Source organism: Sphingomonas longa (genome assembly GCF_016892685.1).
GTDB lineage: Bacteria > Pseudomonadota > Alphaproteobacteria > Sphingomonadales > Sphingomonadaceae > Sphingomonas > Sphingomonas longa.
Window position 1 is genome coordinate 380,382 of the sequence record NZ_JAFEMC010000003.1, and the last position, 20,214, is coordinate 400,595.

The 20,214-nt window shown below is 67.1% G+C and carries 20 protein-coding genes and 1 pseudogene; 10 read left to right on the forward strand and 11 right to left on the reverse strand.

Annotated features, from left to right (window positions below; all coding sequences use genetic code 11):
• The first annotated feature begins 62 nt into the window (after nucleotides 1–62).
• The 3 genes from ILT43_RS11795 (at nucleotide 63) to ILT43_RS11805 (ending at nucleotide 2,382) form a co-directional block, all read left to right on the forward strand.
• Nucleotides 63–734 carry a glutathione S-transferase family protein gene (locus tag ILT43_RS11795; protein ID WP_204199157.1) on the forward strand — a complete coding sequence of 224 codons (672 nt, stop codon included), beginning with the start codon at nucleotides 63–65 and terminating at the stop codon, nucleotides 732–734.
• Nucleotides 734–1,066, forward strand: a complete 333-nt coding sequence (locus ILT43_RS11800) for a tRNA-binding protein (protein WP_204199158.1) — start codon at nucleotides 734–736, stop codon at nucleotides 1,064–1,066. The genes ILT43_RS11795 and ILT43_RS11800 overlap by 1 nt, the downstream gene beginning before the upstream one ends.
• A 185-nt stretch (nucleotides 1,067–1,251) precedes the next feature.
• Nucleotides 1,252–2,382, forward strand: coding sequence for a GNAT family N-acetyltransferase (locus ILT43_RS11805; protein ID WP_204199159.1), 1,131 nt, complete (start codon nucleotides 1,252–1,254; stop codon nucleotides 2,380–2,382).
• Here the strand turns inward: ILT43_RS11805 and ILT43_RS11810 are convergent.
• Both ILT43_RS11810 and ILT43_RS11815 read right to left on the reverse strand, forming a co-directional pair.
• Nucleotides 2,346–3,983 (reverse strand): hypothetical protein, encoded by a 1,638-nt coding sequence (locus tag ILT43_RS11810; RefSeq protein ID WP_204199160.1) that lies wholly within the window; start codon nucleotides 3,981–3,983, stop codon nucleotides 2,346–2,348. The genes ILT43_RS11805 and ILT43_RS11810 overlap by 37 nt on opposite strands.
• A gap of 669 nt (nucleotides 3,984–4,652) precedes the next feature.
• Complete coding sequence (locus ILT43_RS11815; protein WP_211534471.1) at nucleotides 4,653–5,891, reverse strand: argininosuccinate synthase; 1,239 nt, start codon at nucleotides 5,889–5,891, stop codon at nucleotides 4,653–4,655.
• A gap of 108 nt (nucleotides 5,892–5,999) precedes the next feature.
• Between ILT43_RS11815 and ILT43_RS11820 the strand changes: the two genes are divergently transcribed.
• Entirely contained in the window at nucleotides 6,000–6,383 is a 384-nt protein-coding gene (locus ILT43_RS11820) for an EF-hand domain-containing protein (RefSeq protein ID WP_204199161.1), read from the forward strand.
• A gap of 37 nt (nucleotides 6,384–6,420) precedes the next feature.
• Here the strand turns inward: ILT43_RS11820 and ILT43_RS11825 are convergent, their stop codons facing one another.
• From ILT43_RS11825 to ILT43_RS11835, 3 genes are read right to left on the reverse strand one after another with little or no spacing between them, the layout of a single operon-like run.
• On the reverse strand, nucleotides 6,421–7,644 hold the full coding sequence (locus ILT43_RS11825) for an SAM-dependent methyltransferase (protein ID WP_204199162.1): 1,224 nt from the start codon (nucleotides 7,642–7,644) through the stop codon (nucleotides 6,421–6,423).
• A gap of 18 nt (nucleotides 7,645–7,662) precedes the next feature.
• Complete coding sequence (locus tag ILT43_RS11830) at nucleotides 7,663–8,418, reverse strand: molybdopterin-dependent oxidoreductase (protein ID WP_204199163.1); 756 nt, start codon at nucleotides 8,416–8,418, stop codon at nucleotides 7,663–7,665.
• Nucleotides 8,415–9,152, reverse strand: a complete 738-nt coding sequence (locus ILT43_RS11835; protein WP_204199164.1) for a cytochrome b/b6 domain-containing protein — start codon at nucleotides 9,150–9,152, stop codon at nucleotides 8,415–8,417. The genes ILT43_RS11830 and ILT43_RS11835 overlap by 4 nt, the downstream gene beginning before the upstream one ends.
• Nucleotides 9,153–9,179: 27 nt before the next feature.
• On the opposite strand from ILT43_RS11835, the gene ILT43_RS11840 reads away from it, so the two are divergent.
• Nucleotides 9,180–9,791 carry a flavin reductase family protein gene (locus tag ILT43_RS11840; RefSeq protein ID WP_204199165.1) on the forward strand — a complete coding sequence of 204 codons (612 nt, stop codon included), beginning with the start codon at nucleotides 9,180–9,182 and terminating at the stop codon, nucleotides 9,789–9,791.
• Nucleotides 9,792–9,813: 22 nt separating this feature from the next.
• Here ILT43_RS11840 and ILT43_RS19890 read toward each other — a convergent pair.
• The 6 genes and pseudogenes from ILT43_RS19890 to ILT43_RS11870 form a co-directional block, all read right to left on the reverse strand.
• Nucleotides 9,814–9,930, reverse strand: a pseudogene (locus tag ILT43_RS19890) (PEPxxWA-CTERM sorting domain-containing protein); the annotation flags it as partial.
• 626 nt (nucleotides 9,931–10,556) lie between these two features.
• Nucleotides 10,557–10,949 (reverse strand): putative quinol monooxygenase, encoded by a 393-nt coding sequence (locus ILT43_RS11850; RefSeq protein WP_204199167.1) that lies wholly within the window; start codon nucleotides 10,947–10,949, stop codon nucleotides 10,557–10,559.
• 28 nt (nucleotides 10,950–10,977) lie between these two features.
• Nucleotides 10,978–11,724 carry a sulfite exporter TauE/SafE family protein gene (locus tag ILT43_RS11855; RefSeq protein ID WP_204199168.1) on the reverse strand — a complete coding sequence of 249 codons (747 nt, stop codon included), beginning with the start codon at nucleotides 11,722–11,724 and terminating at the stop codon, nucleotides 10,978–10,980.
• Nucleotides 11,725–11,728: 4 nt separating this feature from the next.
• Complete coding sequence (gene rlmN, locus ILT43_RS11860; protein WP_211534509.1) at nucleotides 11,729–12,934, reverse strand: dual-specificity RNA methyltransferase RlmN; 1,206 nt, start codon at nucleotides 12,932–12,934, stop codon at nucleotides 11,729–11,731.
• A 183-nt stretch (nucleotides 12,935–13,117) separates the two neighbouring features.
• Nucleotides 13,118–13,588: a hypothetical protein gene (locus tag ILT43_RS11865; RefSeq protein ID WP_204199170.1), complete on the reverse strand. Its 471-nt coding sequence runs from the start codon at nucleotides 13,586–13,588 to the stop codon at nucleotides 13,118–13,120.
• The gene (locus ILT43_RS11870) at nucleotides 13,585–14,211 is read right to left on the reverse strand and encodes a histidine phosphatase family protein (protein ID WP_204199171.1); all 627 of its coding nucleotides are present in this window, start codon (nucleotides 14,209–14,211) and stop codon (nucleotides 13,585–13,587) included. The genes ILT43_RS11865 and ILT43_RS11870 overlap by 4 nt, the downstream gene beginning before the upstream one ends.
• 281 nt (nucleotides 14,212–14,492) lie before the next feature.
• Between ILT43_RS11870 and dnaN the strand changes: the two genes are divergently transcribed.
• The 5 genes from dnaN to gyrB are packed head-to-tail and all read left to right on the forward strand — an operon-like array spanning nucleotide 14,493 to nucleotide 19,983.
• Nucleotides 14,493–15,611, forward strand: coding sequence for a DNA polymerase III subunit beta (gene dnaN, locus ILT43_RS11875; protein WP_204199462.1), 1,119 nt, complete (start codon nucleotides 14,493–14,495; stop codon nucleotides 15,609–15,611).
• A gap of 48 nt (nucleotides 15,612–15,659) precedes the next feature.
• Complete coding sequence (locus tag ILT43_RS11880; protein ID WP_204199172.1) at nucleotides 15,660–15,902, forward strand: type II toxin-antitoxin system Phd/YefM family antitoxin; 243 nt, start codon at nucleotides 15,660–15,662, stop codon at nucleotides 15,900–15,902.
• Nucleotides 15,902–16,327 carry a PIN domain-containing protein gene (locus ILT43_RS11885; RefSeq protein ID WP_204199173.1) on the forward strand — a complete coding sequence of 142 codons (426 nt, stop codon included), beginning with the start codon at nucleotides 15,902–15,904 and terminating at the stop codon, nucleotides 16,325–16,327. Before ILT43_RS11880 ends, ILT43_RS11885 begins: the two co-directional genes overlap by 1 nt.
• A complete protein-coding gene (recF, locus tag ILT43_RS11890) occupies nucleotides 16,324–17,370 on the forward strand; it encodes a DNA replication/repair protein RecF (RefSeq protein WP_204199174.1) in 1,047 nt (348 codons plus the stop codon). Before ILT43_RS11885 ends, recF begins: the two co-directional genes overlap by 4 nt.
• A gap of 45 nt (nucleotides 17,371–17,415) precedes the next feature.
• Nucleotides 17,416–19,983 (forward strand): DNA topoisomerase (ATP-hydrolyzing) subunit B, encoded by a 2,568-nt coding sequence (gene gyrB, locus ILT43_RS11895; protein ID WP_425530300.1) that lies wholly within the window; start codon nucleotides 17,416–17,418, stop codon nucleotides 19,981–19,983.
• Nucleotides 19,984–20,214: the final 231 nt, after the last annotated feature.

Below are 20,214 nucleotides of genomic sequence, written 5' to 3' on the forward strand. Positions count from 1 at the left end.
TCGTCGATTCTACGCGCCTTCAGCCGGTGGAACAATGCCGACCGGGGGCGTAGAGGGGCGGCATGTGGCAACTCTATCAATTTCCCCTCTGTCCCTTTTCGCGCAAAATCCGGCTTCAGCTGGGGGAAAAGGGCGTCGGGTACGAACTCGTCCGCGAATCACCGTGGGAGCGGCGGGACGAGTTCCTCGACATGAACCCGACCGGGCAGACGCCGGTGATGGTCGATGCGCAACGCGGGATCGTGCTGATGGACTCGATGGCCATCGCCGAATATTTCGAGGAGACGGTGGACAAGTCCGCGACGATCAACGGCACCGCGACCAACCGCGCGGAAATCCGCCGGCTGGTGACGTGGTTCGACACGCATTTCTACCGCGACGTGACCGAGCGGCTGCTGCACGAACGCATGGTCAAGCGCATCGCGCAGCGGACCGCACCCGACGCCAAGGGCCTGCGCGAGGCGATGAAGGCGGCGGTCGGCCATCTCGATTATACCGACTACCTGCTCGACCACCGGCAATGGCTGGGCGGCGCGACGATGAGCCTCGCCGATCTCGCGGCGGCGGCGCAGATCTCGATCGCCGACTATCTGGGCGGGATCGACTGGAAGGGGCATGAGCAGACCGCGCGTTGGTATCGCGGGTTGAAGAGCCGGCCCAGCTTCCGTCCCTTGCTGGCCGAACGCATGGAGATGGTCGCGCCGCCGCCGCATTACGACAATCTGGATTTCTGATGATCGACCATGACGACTTCCTGAAGGTCGACATCCGCGTCGGCACGATCGTCGCCGCCGAGCCATTCCCGGAGGCGCGCAAGCCGGCGATCAAGCTGGTGATCGACTTCGGTGCGGAGATCGGGCGCAAGCGGTCGTCGGCGCAGATCACCGCGCATTATACGCCCGAGTCTCTGGTCGGGCGGCAGGTGGCGGCGGTTGTGAATTTCCCGCCGCGCCAGATCGGACCGATGATGTCGGAGGTGCTGACCCTGGGCTTCCCGGACGAAGCGGGCGAGGTCGTGCTGATCGAGCCGGAGCGGGCGGTACCTGACGGTGGGCGGCTGTTTTGACCTTCTTCCCGCAACGGCGAAAATTGGAAGGTTAGGCTAAGGTTAGTCCAATGCGGCGTTTCGCGACCGTGCGGCCGGCGAATGAACGCTGGCGGTGGAAAGAGCGTGAGGTGTCTCCTACCTCATGCGCCCGCCTGTAGGACAGAGGTTCCTTTGCCGCCCCCCGCGCCCTATCTGCGGAAGCGATGACCGGAATCACCGCACGCCTCGCCGATGGGGTTCGATCGATCGCCGCCGCCGAGTGGGACGCCTGTGCCGGCAGCGGCAATCCGTTCGTCAGCCACGCGTTTCTAAGCGCGCTGGAGGAGTCGGGCAGCGTCGGTGGCCGCTCCGGGTGGCAGCCGATCCCGATCGTCGTCGATGATGCCGACGGCCGCCCCGCCGCAATCGCGCCCGCGTATGCCAAGAGCCACAGCCAGGGCGAATATGTCTTCGATCACGGCTGGGCGGATGCGTGGGAGCGCGCGGGCGGTGCTTACTACCCGAAGCTTCAGGTCGCATCCCCGTTCAGCCCGGTACCCGGTCCCCGCCTGCTGCTGCGTGACGACAGCTACGCGCCCGCACTGATCGGCGGGCTGGAGGCGGTGGTGGACCAGCATGGCCTGTCCTCCGCCCACGCGACCTTCGTGACGGAGGCGCAGGTGCCGCTGTTCGAGGCGGCGGGCTGGCTGATCCGTCAGGGGGTGCAGTTTCACTGGGCGAACGACGGCTATACGACCTTCGACGACTTCCTCACGGCGCTGGCGAGCCGCAAGCGCAAGGCGATCCGCAAGGAGCGGGCGGCGGCGGTCGAGGGGCTGACGATCCGGCACCTGATCGGACGCAAGATCGAGGCGCATCACTGGGACGCGTTCTGGACCTTCTATCAGGATACCGGCAACCGCAAATGGGGGCGGCCGTATCTGACGCGGTCGTTCTTCCCGCTGCTCGGCGAGACGCTGGGCGAGCGCGTGCTGCTGATCCTCGCGGAGCGGGACGGGGTGCCGATCGCCGGTGCGCTCAACCTGATCGGCGGCGATGCCCTGTACGGTCGGTATTGGGGCGCGCGCGAGGAGGTGCCGTTCCTCCACTTCGAACTCTGTTACTATCAGGCGATCGACGCCGCCATCACCCGCGGTCTCGCCCGCGTGGAGGCGGGGGCGCAGGGCGAGCACAAGCTCGCGCGTGGGTACGTACCCGTGCCGACCTGGTCCGCGCACTATATTCCCGATCCGAATTTCCGCCGCGCCATCGCCGACTTCCTGGAGCGGGAGCGCGCCGGGGTGGAAGCGGAGGCCGACTATCTGGCCGAGCTGGCGCCCTTCAAAAAGGGCTGAACCGGCCGCCGCATCGGCAGGTCGGCGGGCAGTGGCGGCTGCGTGCGGTCGTCGATCCGGTACAGCGTGTCGTCGCCGTCGTGCCAGATCGGCGTGAAGCCCGCGACCAGCGCCGGATCGAATTTCGGCGCGTTGACGATCCAGACATAATCGAACGCATCGCGCGGGATCAGCGGCAGCGACCATGCGATCGGCCGCCACCATTCGCCGCGGCAACGCCGGTCGGTGACGATCTGCGACGGATCGTGGGCGAAGCGGCCGGCGGCGCGGTAGCGCGCGGTCAGCAACTGCGCACCGGCCATCGACCATTGGTCGTTCATATATGCCATGCGGCGGACCATCGCGATGCCGGGCACATGCTCCAGCCGGGAATAGGCCCAGTCGTCGTAGCAGCGCCGGCCGATCATCGTCACCAGCCGCGCGCGCATCGGCACCTTGTCGAGCGCGGTCAGCGTACGGTCGAACTGTTCGGCATAGTGCCAGTAGCTGATCGTCGTGCCCACCAGCCGCGCGCCGAAGAACGCCAGCCCGATCGCTGCCAGCGTCGTCGCGCCGCGCAGCGACAGGCCGCGCTTCGGGCGCAGCGCAATGACGGCGATGGCCAGCGCGAACGGTGCGAGCCGCATATCGGCATAGGCGGAGCCGAACACGATCCGCGGCAGTGCGATGTACACCGCCAGCAGGAACAGCGCCGACAGGCCCAGATTGCGTGAGTATTCGATCCGCGCGTCACGGAATCCCTTGATGAGGATCGCAAACAGCACGAACGCAGAGGCGATATCCCAGAACTGCCAGCGATCGCGCAGGATCATCAGCACCCAGTTGATCTTCGCCTGCCAGTTGAACCAGTCGGCGGTCTGGCCGGTGACGTGCTCGCCCGATCGCCACACGATCATCAGCACCATCGGCAGCGCGAGCGGCAGGCAGCTGAGCCCGGCGCGCACCCACGCCTCCAGCCAATGGCCGCCCCCGTCGCGACCATCCCGACCGCCCTTGCGCAGGTCGTGCTGGCGGATCATCTCCGCGGAGAAGGCAAGTACGCCCAGCACGCCCCAGCCGAACGTGTGGCACAGCCACAACAGGCACGAGAGCGGCACGAACAGGATCGCGCGGAACCGGAACTTGCCCAGCCGCCCGAGCCGCAGCCACAGGGCGAACAGGACGAACGACAGCGCGATCGACAGCGCGAAGTTCACGAAACCGAACTGGAACGGATAGCTGTACGCCAGCGGTAGAGCGAACAATGCGGTCGCGGGGATGCGGCCATGCACCTCGCGTGCGATCCATAGCAGGCCGGCGACCGTCAGAACCGGGATCGCCATGACGATCAGCTTCACCGCCAGCTCCAGCCCGAAGATCGGCGCGAGCGGGATGATGAGCAGGTCGATGCCGAGATTACCGATCAACTGCCAGCGGAAGTCGAACCACTGGTACAGCCACGGGTTGTCACCGATCGCGAGCTGGACGCGGTACCGACCCATATGGCCGAGCAGATCGACGAGCGGCGGGATCTCCGGCCGCAACAACGGAATAGCCGCCGCCAACGCCGCGACCACAACGAACCACCGTGTCTGCCACCAGTGCAGCTTGTCCCCCTGCATGGCTTGAGCCTTAGGATGCGCGCCGGATGTGCGCAATCGCTTAGCGGCGGGGCGCGGGTCGGTCGGAACGGGGCGGCTGCAAAACCTCTTCTGCCACCCCGGCGAAGGCCAGGGTCCCGTCGGGATGTCGGTGGTATTCGGCGGAGAACGGGGCCCAACTGGACCCCGGCCTGTGCCGGGGTGGCGGTTCGGTGAGAGGCGGCGGAGCTACTTCGCAACGGTTCCAGCAGGAGGCTGGGGTGGGTACCCTTCGAACGTACGCTTTCTAAAGGCCGAATGGACATCCTCTTGAGTCATGTCCCCGGTCATGTCCCCGCGAAGGCGGGGACCCATTGACTGGGCTCCCGCCTTCGCTGGAGCACATGGGGTGCTGGGGCAGGTCGCTGCCGTTGCCTAAGGAGACAGGCATTGGGCATATCCGGGTGAAGCCGCACCTGCGGTGATCGTCAAACACCAGCGAGATGCGATAAGTCCTAGCGCTCGACCGCGGGATGCGGGTCGGGACCGCGGCGAACGCCCTGCATTGCTTCCCTGCGGTCGCAATGACGCAGGAGGCAGGCGAGGGGGGCGCACGCTCTCTGCGCTCTTCGCGTTTCTGCGCGCAAAAGACCCTCACCCTTCCGGCGCTTCGCGCCTCCCTCCCTCTCCCAATGGGAGAGGGATTATGGGTCACCCGTCGCGGCGGCCTAGCAGACGCAGGCGCAGGGCGTTGAGCTTGATGAAGCCAGCGGCGTCGCGCTGGTCGTAGGCGCCCTGATCGTCCTCGAACGTCACGACCTTTTTCGAATACAGCGAGTTGGGCGACTTGCGGCCCGTCACGTAGACGCCGCCCTTGTACAGCTTCAGCCGTACGGTACCCGACACCTTGGTCTGGCTATGGTCGACCGCCGCCTGCAACATCTCGCGCTCCGGCGAGAACCAGAAGCCGTTATAGACCAGTTCGGCATAGCGCGGCCCGAGTTCGTCCTTCAGGTGCGCGGCACCGCGGTCCAGCGTCAATTGCTCGATCGCGCGGTGTGCCTGATGCAGGATCGTGCCGCCCGGCGTCTCGTACATGCCGCGCGACTTCATGCCGACGAACCGATTCTCGACCAGATCGAGCCGGCCGATGCCATGCGTGCGCCCGTAATCGTTCAGCTTCGCGAGCAGCGACGCGGGCGACAGCCCCTCGCCGTTGATCGCGACCGGATCGCCGCGTTCAAAATCGATCGTGATCGTCTCCGCCATCTCGGGCGCATTCTCCGGGCTGACGGTGCGCGAGAAGACATATTCCGGCACCTCGTCCCACGGGTCCTCCAGCACCTTCCCCTCGGACGAGGTGTGCAGCAGGTTCGCGTCGGTGGAAAAGGGCGCCTCGCCGCGCTTGTCCTTCGATACCGGGATCTGGTGGGACTCGGCGAATTCGATCAGGCGCGTACGGCTGGTCAGGTCCCATTCGCGCCATGGCGCGATGACCTTGATGTCGGGTGCGAGCGCGTAATAGCCGAGTTCGAAGCGGACCTGATCGTTGCCCTTGCCGGTCGCGCCATGCGCCACCGCGTCCGCGCCGACCTGCTTCGCGATCTCGACCTGACGCTTGGCGATCAGCGGCCGGGCGATCGACGTGCCGAGCAGGTACAGCCCCTCGTACAGCGCATTCGCGCGCATCATCGGGAAGACGTAGTCACGCACGAACTCTTCGCGCAGGTCGTCGATGAAGATATGCTCGGGCTTCACGCCCATCAGCTCCGCCTTGGCGCGGGCCGGTTCCAGCTCTTCGCCCTGACCCAGATCGGCGGTGAAGGTCACGACCTCGCAGCCATATTCCTGCTGAAGCCATTTCAGGATCACGCTGGTGTCGAGCCCGCCCGAATAGGCGAGAACCACCTTGTTGATGCCAGAAGCGGAGCGGGTGCGGCTGTCGGTCATGGCGCGCCCCTATTCGCTGCAACGGTCGCGTGCAACCGGTGGTTCATTGGCGGTGCAGCCGCGGACGGCTATGCGCGCGGACAAGTTCAATTGTCCCTGGAAGCCCCGATGCGCCTTGTCCTCCTGCCCCTCCTCGCCCTGATCGCCGTCCCAGCCGTCGCGCAGGAAACACGGGCCTCCGCTGCGGCTAAGTTCGACAAGGAGTTCACGGCGTCCGACACCGATCGGGACGGCGTGCTGACCCGTGACGAAGTGCAGGCGCGGATCGCCAAGATGGCGGTCGGCAAGCGGCAACTCGACGCGACCCACGCCAAGCGCGTGACCGACCTGTGGTTCGACAATGCCGATGCGAACAAGAACGGCAAGGTGACGAAAGCCGAGGCGCAGGCGCTGCTGGCGAAGACCTTCGCCAAGTACGACGCGAACGGCGACGGGCAGGTCGGCACCGACGAACGCGCCGCGGCGGTGGCCGGGATGAAGAAGGGGCGCTGATCCGCCGGCTTGCTCCCTCCCCTGAACGGGAGGGAGTTTACCCGCGAAACCCCGCTTCCGCCTCGCCGATATAGTCGCGCGTCAGCGGCACGGTCAGGCGGCTCTTCGATAGCTGCACCTGGTAATTGCACATGCCTCCGGTGCGGAACGCCGCCGCCGCGCCGGCGAGATAGAAGGTCCACATCCGGTAGAACCGTTCGTCGTACAGCGCGACGATCTGGTCCTTCGCGGCCACGGTGCGATCGTACCAGTGGTCGATCGTCAGCGCGTAATGGACGCGCAGCACCTCGATATCGGTTGGAAACAGCTTGGTGCCCTCGTATCCGCGCACGATTTCCGACAGCGCGGGATTGTACCCGCCGGGAAAGATGTACTTGGTCGTGAAGGTGTCGGTGACGCCCGGCACGCCCATCCGCCCGATCGTGTGCAGCAGCATGACGCCGTCGTCGGCCAGCAGGTCGCGGCACTTGCGGAAGAACGCCTTGTAGTGCGGCGGGCCGACATGTTCGAACATCCCCACCGACACGATGCGGTCGAACTGGCCGGTGACGGCGCGGTAATCGATCAGCTCGAATTTCACCTTGTCGGCGACGCCGGCGGCCTCGGCGCGCGCGCGGGCGACCTTTAGCTGTTCCTCCGACAGGGTGACGCCCAGCACCTCCACACCGGTCTTTTCGTGCAGGTACAGCGCCATGCCGCCCCAGCCGCAGCCGATGTCGAGCACGCGCATGCCCGGCTTCAGCAGCAATTTGGCGGCGATATGCGCCTTTTTGTCCGCCTGCGCCTGCTCCAGCGTATTGTCGGGATCGGTGAAGTAGGCGCAGCTATACTGGCGATCGGCGTCGAGGAAGAGGTCGTAGAGCCGGTCCGACAGGTCGTAATGATGCGCAACGTTGCGCTTCGACCGGCGCGCCATGTTCACCCGGTCCAGCCGGTGGATCATTTCGCCTGCCAGCTTGACCGGCAGCGACGGCTTCAGCGCGCCGCCCCGCTCCCAGGGGGTATTGCCCTTCAGCAGGTTGACGAGGTCGCGGATGTCGCCCTGATCGATGACCAGCGTGCCGGCCATGAACGCCTCCGCCGCGCCGAGCGCGGGGTGGCGGACGATGCGGCCGGGAGTCGCGGGGTCGGTGAAGCGGATCGCGACATCGGGAAAGGCGGGATCGGCGGCGCCCAGCTCGGCGACCTTGCCGTCGGCATGGGTGATACGGAGGCGACCACGCTGAACGAGGCGGCCGAGAAAACGATCGATCAGAGGCATCGCGACGCTTTTAATCCGCTAAATGCCTGCATACCAATCATAGTCTACATTGTCCTCCCAATAGCCGCCTTGCCCCTTGCCTATCCCGTCCAGACTCGCGACCGCCCTCACCTGCATCAGGTATTTGGCATGTTTATATCCGAGCTGCCGCTCCACGCGCAGGCGGACAGGCGCGCCGTTCATCACCGGCAGGAACCGGTCGTTGAGCGCCCAGGCAAGGATGGTCTGCGGGTGGAAGGCATCGATCAGGTCGATCGACTCGTAATAGGGTTCGCCCCCGTAGAGGTCGGCGCAGGTGAAGACGATATAGCGCGCCGCGTCCCGCAGACCTGCCGCGCGCAGCACCGTGCCGAGTTGCGGCCCCTGCCACTTGGCGATCGCGCTCCACCCCTCGACGCAGTCGTGGCGCGTGATCTGCGCGCGTTGCGGCATCGCGCCGAGGTCGGACAGCGACAGCGATAGCGGCCGTGTCACCAGCCCGCCGACCTGCAGGCGCCAGTCGGCGAAGCGCCCCGCCTGCAGCGCGCGATACGCATCGGTGCCGGGATCGCGCGTGCCGTTGGGTCGGAAGAAGGGGGAGCGCTGCGCCGCCGTGAATTCGGGCGCGAGCGCGTTCCGGGCCATCAGCGCGCGGTGCAGTCCGCGTTGCATATCCTCACCCGCGAACAGGATCTTGCGTGCCGCCGGAATCTGCACGACCCGGTCGCAGCCGGACAGGATCAGGCCGGCCCCACCCGCGAGACCGCCCGTCAGGAGCTTACGCCGCGCGATCATTCGGGGACCCTCCAGCCGCCGGTCAGCATCGACCGGACTTCGTTGATCGGCCCAGCAAGGATGACCAGCACCAGATGCACGACCGCGAATAGCGCGATCAGCGTCATCGCGATGAAGTGCAGCGAGCGCGCCGACTGCCGCCCGCCGAACAGGTCCAGCACCCACGGCCAAGCGGCATCCATGCCCGGCGACAGCGCGATCCCGGTCAGGATGACGAGCGGCAAAGCGATGAAGATCACGCCGATATAGGACAGCTTCTGAAACACGTTATACTCGCGCGGACGCTCCGGATCATGGAAGCGGAAGGCGAGGTGCGCCTTGACGTCGGCCCAGATGTGCCCCCGGTTCAGGTCGCGCCGCGTCAGTTTCAGGTCGCGTTGGAAATGCCGGCTGAGCAGGCTGGCGATCATATACGCCAACAGTCCGAACCCCAGCACCAGCGCGAAGAACAGGTGCCAGCGCCGCGAAATGGCGAGGTTGTAGCTCGCCGGGATCGTGATCCACGCCGGGAAGCGCGGCAACTGCGCCCATGCCGCATCGAAATTTGCGCCGTATCGCCCCCAGTAGAGCCGCGGATGCGCGTTGGAGATGCCGAGGCCGGAACCGATCAGGATGAAGATCGCGACCGCATTCACCCAGTGCCAGATCCGCGTCGCGATCCCGTGGCGGCGGATCACGGTGCCGGGCGGGGCGACCTTTGGCGGGGCGGCTTCGTGCTGATCGTCTGGACCCATGTCGCGCTTGATAGCATTCAGAAGCTCATGACCGAATGGCATTTCTACGAACCCGCGAACGGCCACCGCCTGCCGCACGACCCCCTCAACGCGATCGTCGCGCCTCGGCCGATCGGCTGGATCAGCACGCTGTCGGCGGAGGGCTTGCGCAACCTGGCGCCGTACAGCTTCTTCAACGTGCTGAACTACAAGCCGCCGCTGATCGGCTTTTCGTCAATGGGGTGGAAGGATTCGGTGGCGAATGCGGAGGCGACGGGCGAATTCGTCTGGAACCTCGCGACGCGTCCGCTGGCGGAGGCGATGAACGCCACGTCCGCCGCGATCGAGGGCGACGAATTCGCGGCGGCGGGCATCGACGCCGCGCCGTCCCGCATCGTCGCACCGCCCCGCGTCGCGGCCAGCCCGGTCGCGTTCGAGTGCGTGGTGACACAGATCGTCCGGCTGGAGACGCGTGACGGTCGCTCGCTCGACCAGTGGCTGGTGATCGGGGAAGCGGTCGGCATCCACATCGACGCGTCGCTGCTCGACGACGGCATCTACCAGACCGCGCGCGCCCGCCCGATCAGCCGCGGCGGCGGCCCGGAGGATTATTTCGAGACGACGCCGGACACGCTGTTCCGGATGCGCCGGCCGGGATGATCCGGCCGGTGCGCCCGTTCGTTCAGGCGTAGCGGACCGTCGTCCGTACCGCCGCGCGACGGCGCATCGCTCCGCCGACGAGCCCGAACCCCGCGATCATCAGCGCCCAGCTTGCGGGTTCCGGCACCGCGCCCGCGGCGGTCGTCGCGGTGATCGCCGTATCCGCGACATTCTCGAACCCGATGCTGTTGAGGATGTTGTCGGTGGAATAGGCGAAGCCATAGAAGGTGCCGGCCCCCGTCACCGCGCGCAGGCCGATGAAGTTGCCGCCATTGCTGAAGCGGATGACCGTCTGGTCGGCGAACGCGCCGTAATTCTGCGTCGGCCCGAACGTCACCGGCCCACCGCGACCGTCGGCGAAGTTGGTCGTCGGTTGACCGAAGATCGTGTTCACCTCGCCGCCGTTCGCGGTGCTGATCGTGACCGGCCCGGAGAATAGCTGGCCATTATACCCGAAGGTGAAGCTGCTGCCCTGATAGGTGAAGGTATAGGGCGATGCGGCAAGGTCCGCGCCGATGCTGGTAATGACCGGCGTGGCCGATGCGGAACTCGCGAGCGCGAGGATCGAGGTGGCGGCGGCGAGCAGGATCGCGTGCGACGTGATACGCATGGTGGGAATTCCCTTTGCGGGTCGGGCGCCATCCGCGCGCAACCTCAAAAGGGTTAACGCCATGTTAACGAAGGGGTTCGTCCGATTTCTTGAGTATTTTCCAAGATTGTGTCCCGAAGTGGGACGGAGGAGTCGAACCGATGTGGAGGTTCGCGTCAATAGCAGATCGCCGGACCGCCGTTCGGGCCCGCCGACTTCGCGCACAGGAGGATCGGCTTCGTCTCGATCAGCTTCAGCGACCGGACCATCTTTTCGGTCGAAGTCTTGTATTTGATGAAGTGCGGCGCCTTCAGATGCGCCTCATACGCGGCGCGGCTGGCATAGACCTCCAGCAGGCGTACATGCGTCGGCCGATCCGCAAGCGCGACCGAATGCAGCATCAGCACGCCCGGCTCCAGCCGCACCGATGCCTCCTGCTCCTCCGCCAAAATCGTCGTATATGCGTCAATCTGCGCCGGATCGATCTCCAGTTCGGCAATGCGGACCATTGGCGTGCTCTCGGTTGGAACCGCTGCGGTGACCGCCATTGCCAGAACCATGCTCAACATCGCGTCATCCCTTATGTCGTGAAGCGGCTCACGCGTAAGCGCGCCAGAAGAACACCGCCGTCGTCGCCGCGGTGACGAGAATCGTCCACCACCGCACGACCCCGTCTGGCAGCCGCTTGCCCAGATGCGCCCCCAGCCAGCCGCCGACCAGGCCGCCCGCGATCATCGGCGCGCAGGCGTCCCAGCGGATCAGCCCGCTCAGCATGAACACCAACGCCGCGGCGAAGTTCGCCGTCGTCAGCATCAGCGTGCGCGGCGCGAACATCGTCCGCGGCGTCTCGCCCGCCAATAATCCATAGGTTGCGGTCGTCATGATCCCGACGCCGCCGCCGAAATACCCGCCATAGGTGCCGAGCAACGCCTGCGCGACGAACAGCGTCGTGCGCCCGATCGTCACGCGCTGGCGCAACCAGTCCGACAGGCGCGCGCCGAACGCGATCGCCAGGAATGCGATCAGCAGCAGCCACGGCACGATCACGTCGAACGCGGCGGCGGGCGTCGCCACCAGCAACGCGCTGCCCGTCAGCCCGGCGGCGAAGGTGATGCCCGCCAGCATCCGCACCGACACGCCTCCGACCGGCCGCAATTCATCGCGGAACGTCCACGCGCTCGCCGCCGCACCCGGCATCAGCGCTAGGTTCGACGTGGCGTTGGCGATGTTGGCGGGCGTGCCGATCGCCAGCAGCGCGGGCATCGTCGCGAAGGTGCCGCCCCCCGCCAGCGCGTTCATCGCCCCGCCGACCACGCCCGCCCCGGCGGCGAGCGCGATCGTCATGACGTCAAGCAAGCGCGGCGGCTTCGATCGTCTCGTCCGCAGCGGCCTCTGCCGCTTCGCGATCCAGCTGTGCGCGGCTCTTCTTCTCGGCGGCGGTCTTCAACTGGCCGCAGGCGGCGTCGATGTCGCGCCCGCGCGGCGTGCGGACGGGGGCGGAGATACCGCCGCCGAACACGATGTCGGAGAACGCGCGGATCCGCTCCGGCGTGGAGCATTCATATTCCGCGCCCGGCCACGGGTTGAACGGGATCAGGTTGACCTTCGCCGGCAGGTCGTAATGGCGCAGCAGCCGGACCAGCTCGCGCGCGTCCGCGTCGCTGTCGTTCTTGTCCTTCAGCATGACGTATTCGAACGTGATGCGGCGTGCATTGTTGGCGCCGGGATAGTCGGCACACGCCTGCAACAATTGCTCGATGCCGTATTTGCGGTTGAGGGGCACGATCTCGTCGCGCACGTCCTTGGTCACCGCGTGCAGCGACACTGCGAGGTTGACGCCGATCTCCTCGCCCGCGCGCGCCATCATCGGCACCACGCCCGACGTCGACAGCGTGATCCGCCGCTTCGACAGCGCCAGTCCGTCGCCGTCCATCACCAGCTTCAGCGCGTCGCGGACATTGTCGAAATTGTACAGCGGCTCGCCCATGCCCATCATGACGATGTTGGTGAGCATCCGCCCCTCCGGCTGCGACGGCCATTCGCCTAGCGAATCGCGCGCCAGCATCACCTGACCGACGATCTCGCCCGCGGTCAGGTTGCGGACCAGCCGCATCGTGCCGGTGTGGCAGAAGGTGCAGTTGAGCGTGCAGCCGACCTGGCTCGAAACGCACAAGGTTCCCCGATCCGCGTCGGGGATGAACACCATCTCGTAATCCTGTGCGTCCGGCGACCGCAGCAGCCATTTGCGCGTACCGTCGGTCGACACCTGCGCCTCGACCACCTCCGGCCGGCCGACGACGAAGCGTTCGGTCAACCACGGATGCTGCGCCTTGGCGATATCCGTCATCTGCGCGAACTCGGTCGCGCCGCGATTGTACAGCCAGTGCCAGATCTGCTTCGCGCGCAGCTTCGCCTGACGCGCTTCCATGCCGGCGGCGGACAGCGTCTCGCGCAGCTGGTCCTTGGACAGGCCGATCAGGTCGACACGACCGTCGGGACGCGGTGCCAGATTGCGCGGAACGGGCACGGGATCGATATGCCCGGGAATGGGCATGGGGGGCGACGAAGCTGTCAGCATCGGGCGCGTTTAGCAGAAAATCGGGGTCATCGCCACTGGTGCATCATCGTCTGGAAATCGCCAATCGTGCGCCCTGAGCCTGTCTAAGGGCAGCCCTCCACCAGCTCGGACGGTCGTGGATGGCTCGGCTCGGACGGGGGCGTTTACGGCGAAGCCGCGCTACCCCGCGCACGCCAGCACGGCGGCGTCGATCGCGGTCGCGGCGCCGCTCAGCGCGTAGCTGTCGGCGAACGGACGGCCGCTCGCGCCGACCGCCTCCACGCTCATGCTGCGGCCCGACCGAAGCGCCGCGACGATCGCGCGGTCGCTGGCGGCGTCGGCGGCCCAGGCGTCGACCGCGTTGCCGACAAGTTCGAACCGGCGCTCGCCGATCGTCAGCGTCACCGGTGCGGCGCGGCTGCGTTCGCGGCTCAACCGGACATGGAGCGAGGCGCGCAACCGCTTGGCGGGCCAGTTGCCAACGCTGGCAAACGGTCGCCAGCGCGCTGCGCCGCCCGCGACGACGGGCTGCGCGATGGCGTAGCAGCGGTCCGGATCGCGGAATGCCGCCCAGCCTTTGTACACACCGATCGTCTCGCGCGCCGCCGCGGGTCCCGCCACGAGCAGCAACAGCAGCGCCACCGCCTTCATGCCGGTGCACGTCCGCTACCGCGGTGGATCACGGTCTCGCGACCGCCAGCGATCATGACGACGGACCCTTGCGGCAGCCCCGCCGCGATCGGTGCGCCCAGTTCCGCATCGTCGGGCAGCCCCGTCATGACGCCGCGCAGCACCCGGCTGGAGATGCCGTGCATGACGACCAGCCGGTCGCCGGGCGAGTCGCTGTCGGCCAGCCAGCCGCCGACGCGCGCCGCGATCATCGGATAGGTCTCCCCTTCCGGCGCGACGGCGAGCGCCCCATCCGCGCGCACGATCGATCCGCCGTGCTCGGCCGCGACATCCGCATAGTTGCGCCCGCCCCATGATCCGGTGCCGATCTCCACCAGCCGGACGTCGGTGCGCGCCGCGTGCCAGTCCAGCCCCAGATGCTCGGCGACGATCGCCAGCGTCTGGAGCGCACGGCCGGTCGGCGATGCCCACAGTTCCAGCCGCGGCGACGGCCCCAGATGCGCCAGCAGCGCCGCCCCGATCGCATCCGCCTGCGCGAAGCCGGCGCGGGTCAGCGGCGTGTGCGGCGCGTCGCCCTGCAACCGGGCGGCGGCGTTGAACACGGTCTCGCCGTGGCGCGCGATGAAGTCCCGACCCTGCCGCATCCTCCTGCTTTCCGGCGGCGATGCGCGCAATGCAACGGCTTTCGGCGGCTGGGCGCTGTCCTACAGCCGGACGGATGCGGTATGACGGGCGATGAGCCGTGCCGCCGTCCCGGCTGCGTGCGATCCCGCGATCTTCGGGACCTTCGTGGCCGGGTCGGCGCGTCGGGGCGCGGGTAACCGCATATTTCCAGCGTCCCGATCGCGACTCCCACCTTGCCCAAGCCGATGTTTCGGCTAGGACTGACCGTCATTTCGGCCGGAAGCGGGCCCGGGGGATCATGATGAAGGCGACGATCGAACGCGCGACGCTCCTGAAGGGGCTGAGCCATGTCCAGTCCGTGGTGGAGCGGCGCAACACCATACCCATCCTCTCCAACGTCCTGCTCGAAGCGACGGCGGAGGGCGTGCTGAAGATGATGGCGACCGACCTCGATCTTCAGATCAACGAGTCGGTGCAGGCCGCCGTCGACCAGCCGGGCGCGACGACCGTGTCCGCGCACACGCTGTTCGACATCGCGCGCAAGCTGCCCGAGGGCAGTCAGGTGTCGCTGTCCGCGGCCGAGGGGCGGATGACGATCGTCGCCGGTCGCGCCCGCTTTTCGCTCGGCACGCTGCCGCGTGACGATTTCCCGGTGATCGCCGAGGGCGAGCTGCCGACGCAGTTCGAACTGCCGGCCGAGACGCTGAAGCAGATCATCGACAAGACCCGCTTCGCGATCTCCACGGAGGAGACGCGCTATTACCTGAACGGCATCTTCCTGCACGTCGCGGGCGGCGACGGGTCGGAGCCGGTGCTGAAGGCGGCGGCGACCGACGGCCATCGGCTGGCGCGCGTCACGCTGCCGCGCCCCGAGGGTGCGGAGAACATGCCCGACGTGATCGTGCCGCGCAAATGCGTGGCCGAGCTGCGCAAGCTGCTCGACGAGGTCGACGGCTCGGTCGGCGTGTCGCTGTCCGGCACCAAGATCCGCTTCGATCTCGGCCGCGCGCTGCTGACGTCGAAACTGATCGACGGCACCTTCCCCGATTACTCGCGCGTCATCCCGACCGGCAACGACAAGATCCTGAAGCTCGATCCGAAGAGCTTCATGCAGGGCGTCGACCGCGTCTCCACGATCGCGACGGAGAAAACCCGCGCGGTGAAGATGGCGCTCGACCGCGACAAGATCACGCTCTCGGTGACCAGCCCCGAAAACGGCACCGCCGCGGAGGAAGTCCCCGGCGACTATATCGCCGCGCCGTTCGAGATCGGCTTCAACAGCCGTTATCTGATGGACATCCTCGGCCAGATCGACGGCGATCTGGTCGAAGTGCATCTGGCGGACGCCGCCGCCCCCACGCTGATCCGCGAGAACGACAAGAGCCCGGCGCTCTACGTGCTGATGCCGATGCGGGTATGATTGCGGTGTCGAGCCTCCGCGCATAGATTGCGCGCGGAGGCGACGGCTATGGATGCTTACACAATCCGCGACGCGGCGGAGCAATTCGGCGATCTGATCGGACGAGCGGAGGCGGGCGAAAGCATCGAGATCGCGCGAGACGGACATGTCGTTGCCCGGCTCGTCCCCGCATCGGAGCAGGGGGCCGCGGGTAAAAGATTCGATCTTTCAGCGTATTTCGAATCGATCAAGGACTTGCCCGTCGATCCCATCGACAGCGTGGCCGAGATGCGGCGGCAGGCCCGCTACTAGTGATTTATTGCGATACGTCGCTCCTTGTCGCGGCGCTGACCAGCGAAGCGCATTCTGCGATCGCGCGATCCTGGCTGTTGGCGCAGGATCGCGGCGCTTTGGCCATCAGCGACTGGACCCTGACGGAATTCAGCAGTGCGATCGCGATGAAGTTTCGCCGAGGAGCAATCGACCGTGTTTTCAGGGACATCGTCGAGCACGCCTGGACGAACTTGCGAGCTGATTTCGCTCTGATCCCGCTAGGGGCGAAGGATTTCCTCGCTGCTGCGGATCTTGTGGATGCTGGACCGAAAGGATTAAGGGCCGGGGACGCGCTCCATATGGCTGCCGTTCTGAACGCCCGGTGCGATCTGGCGACGTTCGACATCGACTTTGCGGCTGCCGCCACGTCTCTCGGCGTCCCGGTCCATCCCGCCCGATCTTGATCGCCCGCCTCACCCTCACCGATTTCCGTAATCACGCCGCGTTGACGCTGTCGCCCGGTGCGGGGTTCGTGGTGCTGACGGGGGAGAACGGTGCGGGCAAGACCAACGTGCTGGAGGCGGTGTCGCTGCTCGCTCCCGGCCGCGGACTGCGCCGTGCGAGCCTGTCGGCGATGGCGCGGCAGGACGGTGCGGGCGGGTTCGGCGTCGCCGCGACGGTGGCCGGCGATGTCGAGATCGCGACCGGTACGCTCGCCTCCGCACCGGAGCGCCGCGTCGTGCGCGTGCAGGGCGCGACCGCCGCAGCGACCACGCTGCCGGAATGGCTGACCGTTCTGTGGCTGACCCCCGCCACCGATCGGCTGTTCGTGGAGCCGGCGGGGGAGCGCCGCCGTTTCCTCGACCGACTGACGCTGGCTCTGTCGCCCGGCCATGCCGTCCATGCCACCCGCTACGAAGCCGCGATGCGCGAGCGCAACCGGCTGTTCGCCGACGAGCGTCCTGCCGACCCGAGCTGGCTGGATGCGCTGGAGGCGCGGATGGTCGAGCATGGCGCCGCGCTGGACGCCGCCCGCGTCGCGACCGTCACGCTGCTGGCGGAGCGGCTGGCGACCGCGCCCCTCGGACCGTTTGCGCGCGCCGGGCTGGCGCTGGAGGGGGAGGCGGTGGAACCGGACGCGTTTCAGCGCGCGCTGGCGCTCGGGCGGCGGCGCGATGCGGCGGCGGGGCGGACTCTCTCCGGCCCACACCGCGCCGACCTCGCCGTGACGCACCTCGACAAGGGGCAGGCGGCGGCGCTGGCATCGACGGGCGAGCAGAAGGCGTTGTTACTCGGCATCGTATTGGCGCATGCCGAGCTGGTGGCGGAACGGACCGGGCGCGCGCCGATGCTGCTGCTGGACGAGGTCGCTGCGCATCTCGATCCGCTCCGCCGCGCCGCGCTGTTCGACCGGCTGGCGGGCCGTGGACAGACCTGGATGACGGGCACCGAGCCTGCATTGTTCGACGCGATCGGTGCGGAGGCGACCCGCGTGGCGCTCGGCTGACGCGCAAAAGCCATTTCGCTTTCGTTACACGCCCCGAATCCCTATATGCTCGGCATGGCAACCGACCCCCAGAACGCTCCGAACACCAATGACTATGGCGCCTCCTCGATCAAGGTGCTGAAGGGCCTCGACGCCGTGCGCAAGCGGCCGGGCATGTATATCGGTGATACCGACGACGGGTCGGGCCTGCACCATATGGTGTTCGAGGTCAGCGACAACGCCATCGACGAGGCGCTGGCCGGGCATTGCGACCGCATCGACATCACGCTGAACCCCGACGGATCGGTGTCGGTCACCGACAACGGTCGCGGCATCCCGACCGGCATCCACCCCGAAGAGGGCGTCTCCGCCGCCGAGGTCATCATGACCCAGCTTCATGCCGGCGGTAAGTTCGAGAACACGTCGGACGACAACGCCTACAAAGTGTCGGGCGGCCTGCACGGCGTCGGCGTGTCGGTGGTCAATGCACTCAGCGAGTTCCTCGACCTGACGATCTGGCGCGACGGCGAGGAGCATTACATGCGCTTCGCGTTCGGCGATGCGGTCGCCCCGCTCAAGGTAGTCGGCCCGGCGGAGGGCAAGAAGGGGACGCGCGTCACCTTCCTGCCCAGCCCTGCGACCTTCAAGATCGTCGAGTTCGACTTCGAAAAGCTGGAGCACCGTTACCGCGAGCTGGCGTTCCTGAACTCCGGCGTCCGCCTGTTCCTGACCGATGCGCGCCATGACGAGCCGAAGACGGTGGAGTTGTATTACGAGGGTGGCATCGCCGCGTTCGTGAAGTGGCTGGATCGCGCCAAGTCGCCGCTGTTCCCGGAGCCGATCGCGATCCACGGCCAGCGGGACGAGGTCGGCATCGACGTCGCGCTGGAGTGGAACGACAGCTATTACGAAAACGTCCTCGCCTTCACCAACAACATCCCGCAGCGCGACGGCGGTACGCATCTGGCCGCGTTCCGCGCCGCGCTGACGCGCACGCTCAACACCTATGCCGACAAATCGGGGCTGCTGAAGAAGGAGAAGGTGTCGCTGACCGGCGACGACATGCGCGAGGGGCTGACCGCGATCGTCTCCGTCAAGCTGCCCGATCCCAAATTCTCGTCGCAGACCAAGGACAAACTGGTGTCGTCCGAGGTCCGCCAGCCGCTCGAATCGCTGATGGCGGACAAGCTGGCCGAATGGCTGGACGAAAATCCGGCGCACGCGCGCAGCATTGTCGGCAAGGTCATCGACGCCGCCGCCGCGCGCGAGGCGGCCAAGCGCGCGCGCGAACTGACCCGCCGCAAGGGCGCGATGGACATCGCCTCGTTGCCCGGCAAGCTCGCCGATTGTCAGGAGCGCGACCCCGCCAAGTCCGAGCTGTTTCTGGTCGAGGGCGATTCCGCCGGCGGCTCCGCGAAGCAGGGCCGCGACCGCCATTTCCAGGCAATCCTGCCGCTCAGGGGCAAGATCCTGAATACCGAGCGCGCGCGGTTCGACCGCATGATCTCCTCGAAGGAGATCGGCACGCTGATCCAGGCGATGGGCACCGGCATCGGTCGCGACGAGTTCAACGCCGACAAGCTGCGCTATCACAAGATCGTCATCATGACGGACGCCGATGTCGACGGCGCGCATATCCGCACGCTGCTGCTGACGTTCTTCTATCGGCAGATGCCGGAACTCATCACCCGCGGTCACCTCTTCATCGCGCAGCCGCCGCTGTACAAGGCGACCAAGGGCCGGTCGGAAGTCTATCTGAAGGACGATGCCGCGCTCGACGATTACCTCGTCGATGCGGGCGTGCAGATGATGGTGCTGGAGACGTCGGCGGGCCCGCGCACGGGCGCCGACCTGCGCGACCTGACCGATCACGCGCGCCGGATGCGGACGCTGATGCGCTACGTCCCGCGCCGGTATGACGCGGGGATCATCGAGGTGCTGGCGCTGGCCGGCGCGCTCGACCCGACGCTGTCGCGCGAACAGCGCGCGGCGACGGTGGCGGAGGTGACGCGGCGGCTGGAGTCGGGCGATCTGGGTGAGGCGCGCTGGTCTGCGCGGCTGACCGAAGAGGGGGGCATCCATTTCGAACGGCTGTGGCGCGGCGTGACCGACCACCACATCGTCGAAGCCAGCTTCATCTCGTCGGCGGAGGCGCGCAAGCTGCACACGCTGGCGGCGGAACAGGCCGCGAGCTTCGCGCAGCAGGCGAAGCTGTCGCCCCTGCGCGGTGCGGCGGCACCGGTCGTCGAGGATGCGCCGCTCGCCGACGACGGCGACGAGGATGGAGACGATGGCAGCGAGGGCCAGATCGGCACGGCGGAGGCTCCGGTCCCCGCAGGAACGCTGGGCCGTGGCGAGAGCCGCGTCGCGCGACCGTCGCAGTTGCTCGACGCAATCCTGACCGCGGGGCGCAAGGGTCTGGCGATCCAGCGCTACAAGGGGCTGGGCGAGATGAATGCCGAGCAGTTGTGGGAAACCACGCTCGATCCGTCGAACCGCACGATGCTGCGCGTGACGAGCGAGGACGTATCCGCCGCCGACATGATCTTCACGCAGCTGATGGGCGAAGTCGTCGAACCCCGCCGCGAGTTCATTCAGGACAATGCGCTGAACGTGGCCAATCTGGACGTTTGAAGCCCTGTTGCTCCCTTCCCTTCAGGGAGGAGTGGGGCTTTGCCGCGAGCAACACAACCGATGCTCCGCCCACCCCCGGTGACTGAAGGGGAGGAAGCAGGCGGGGTACCCGTATCGCCCTTGCTGTCATGCCGGACGGGTCACCACGGCCGCGGGGTCGGGCACTAACCGCCCGTCCGGTTCGCGGGACAGTGGATACCGGGACGAGCCCGGCATGACGATGGAATGGCT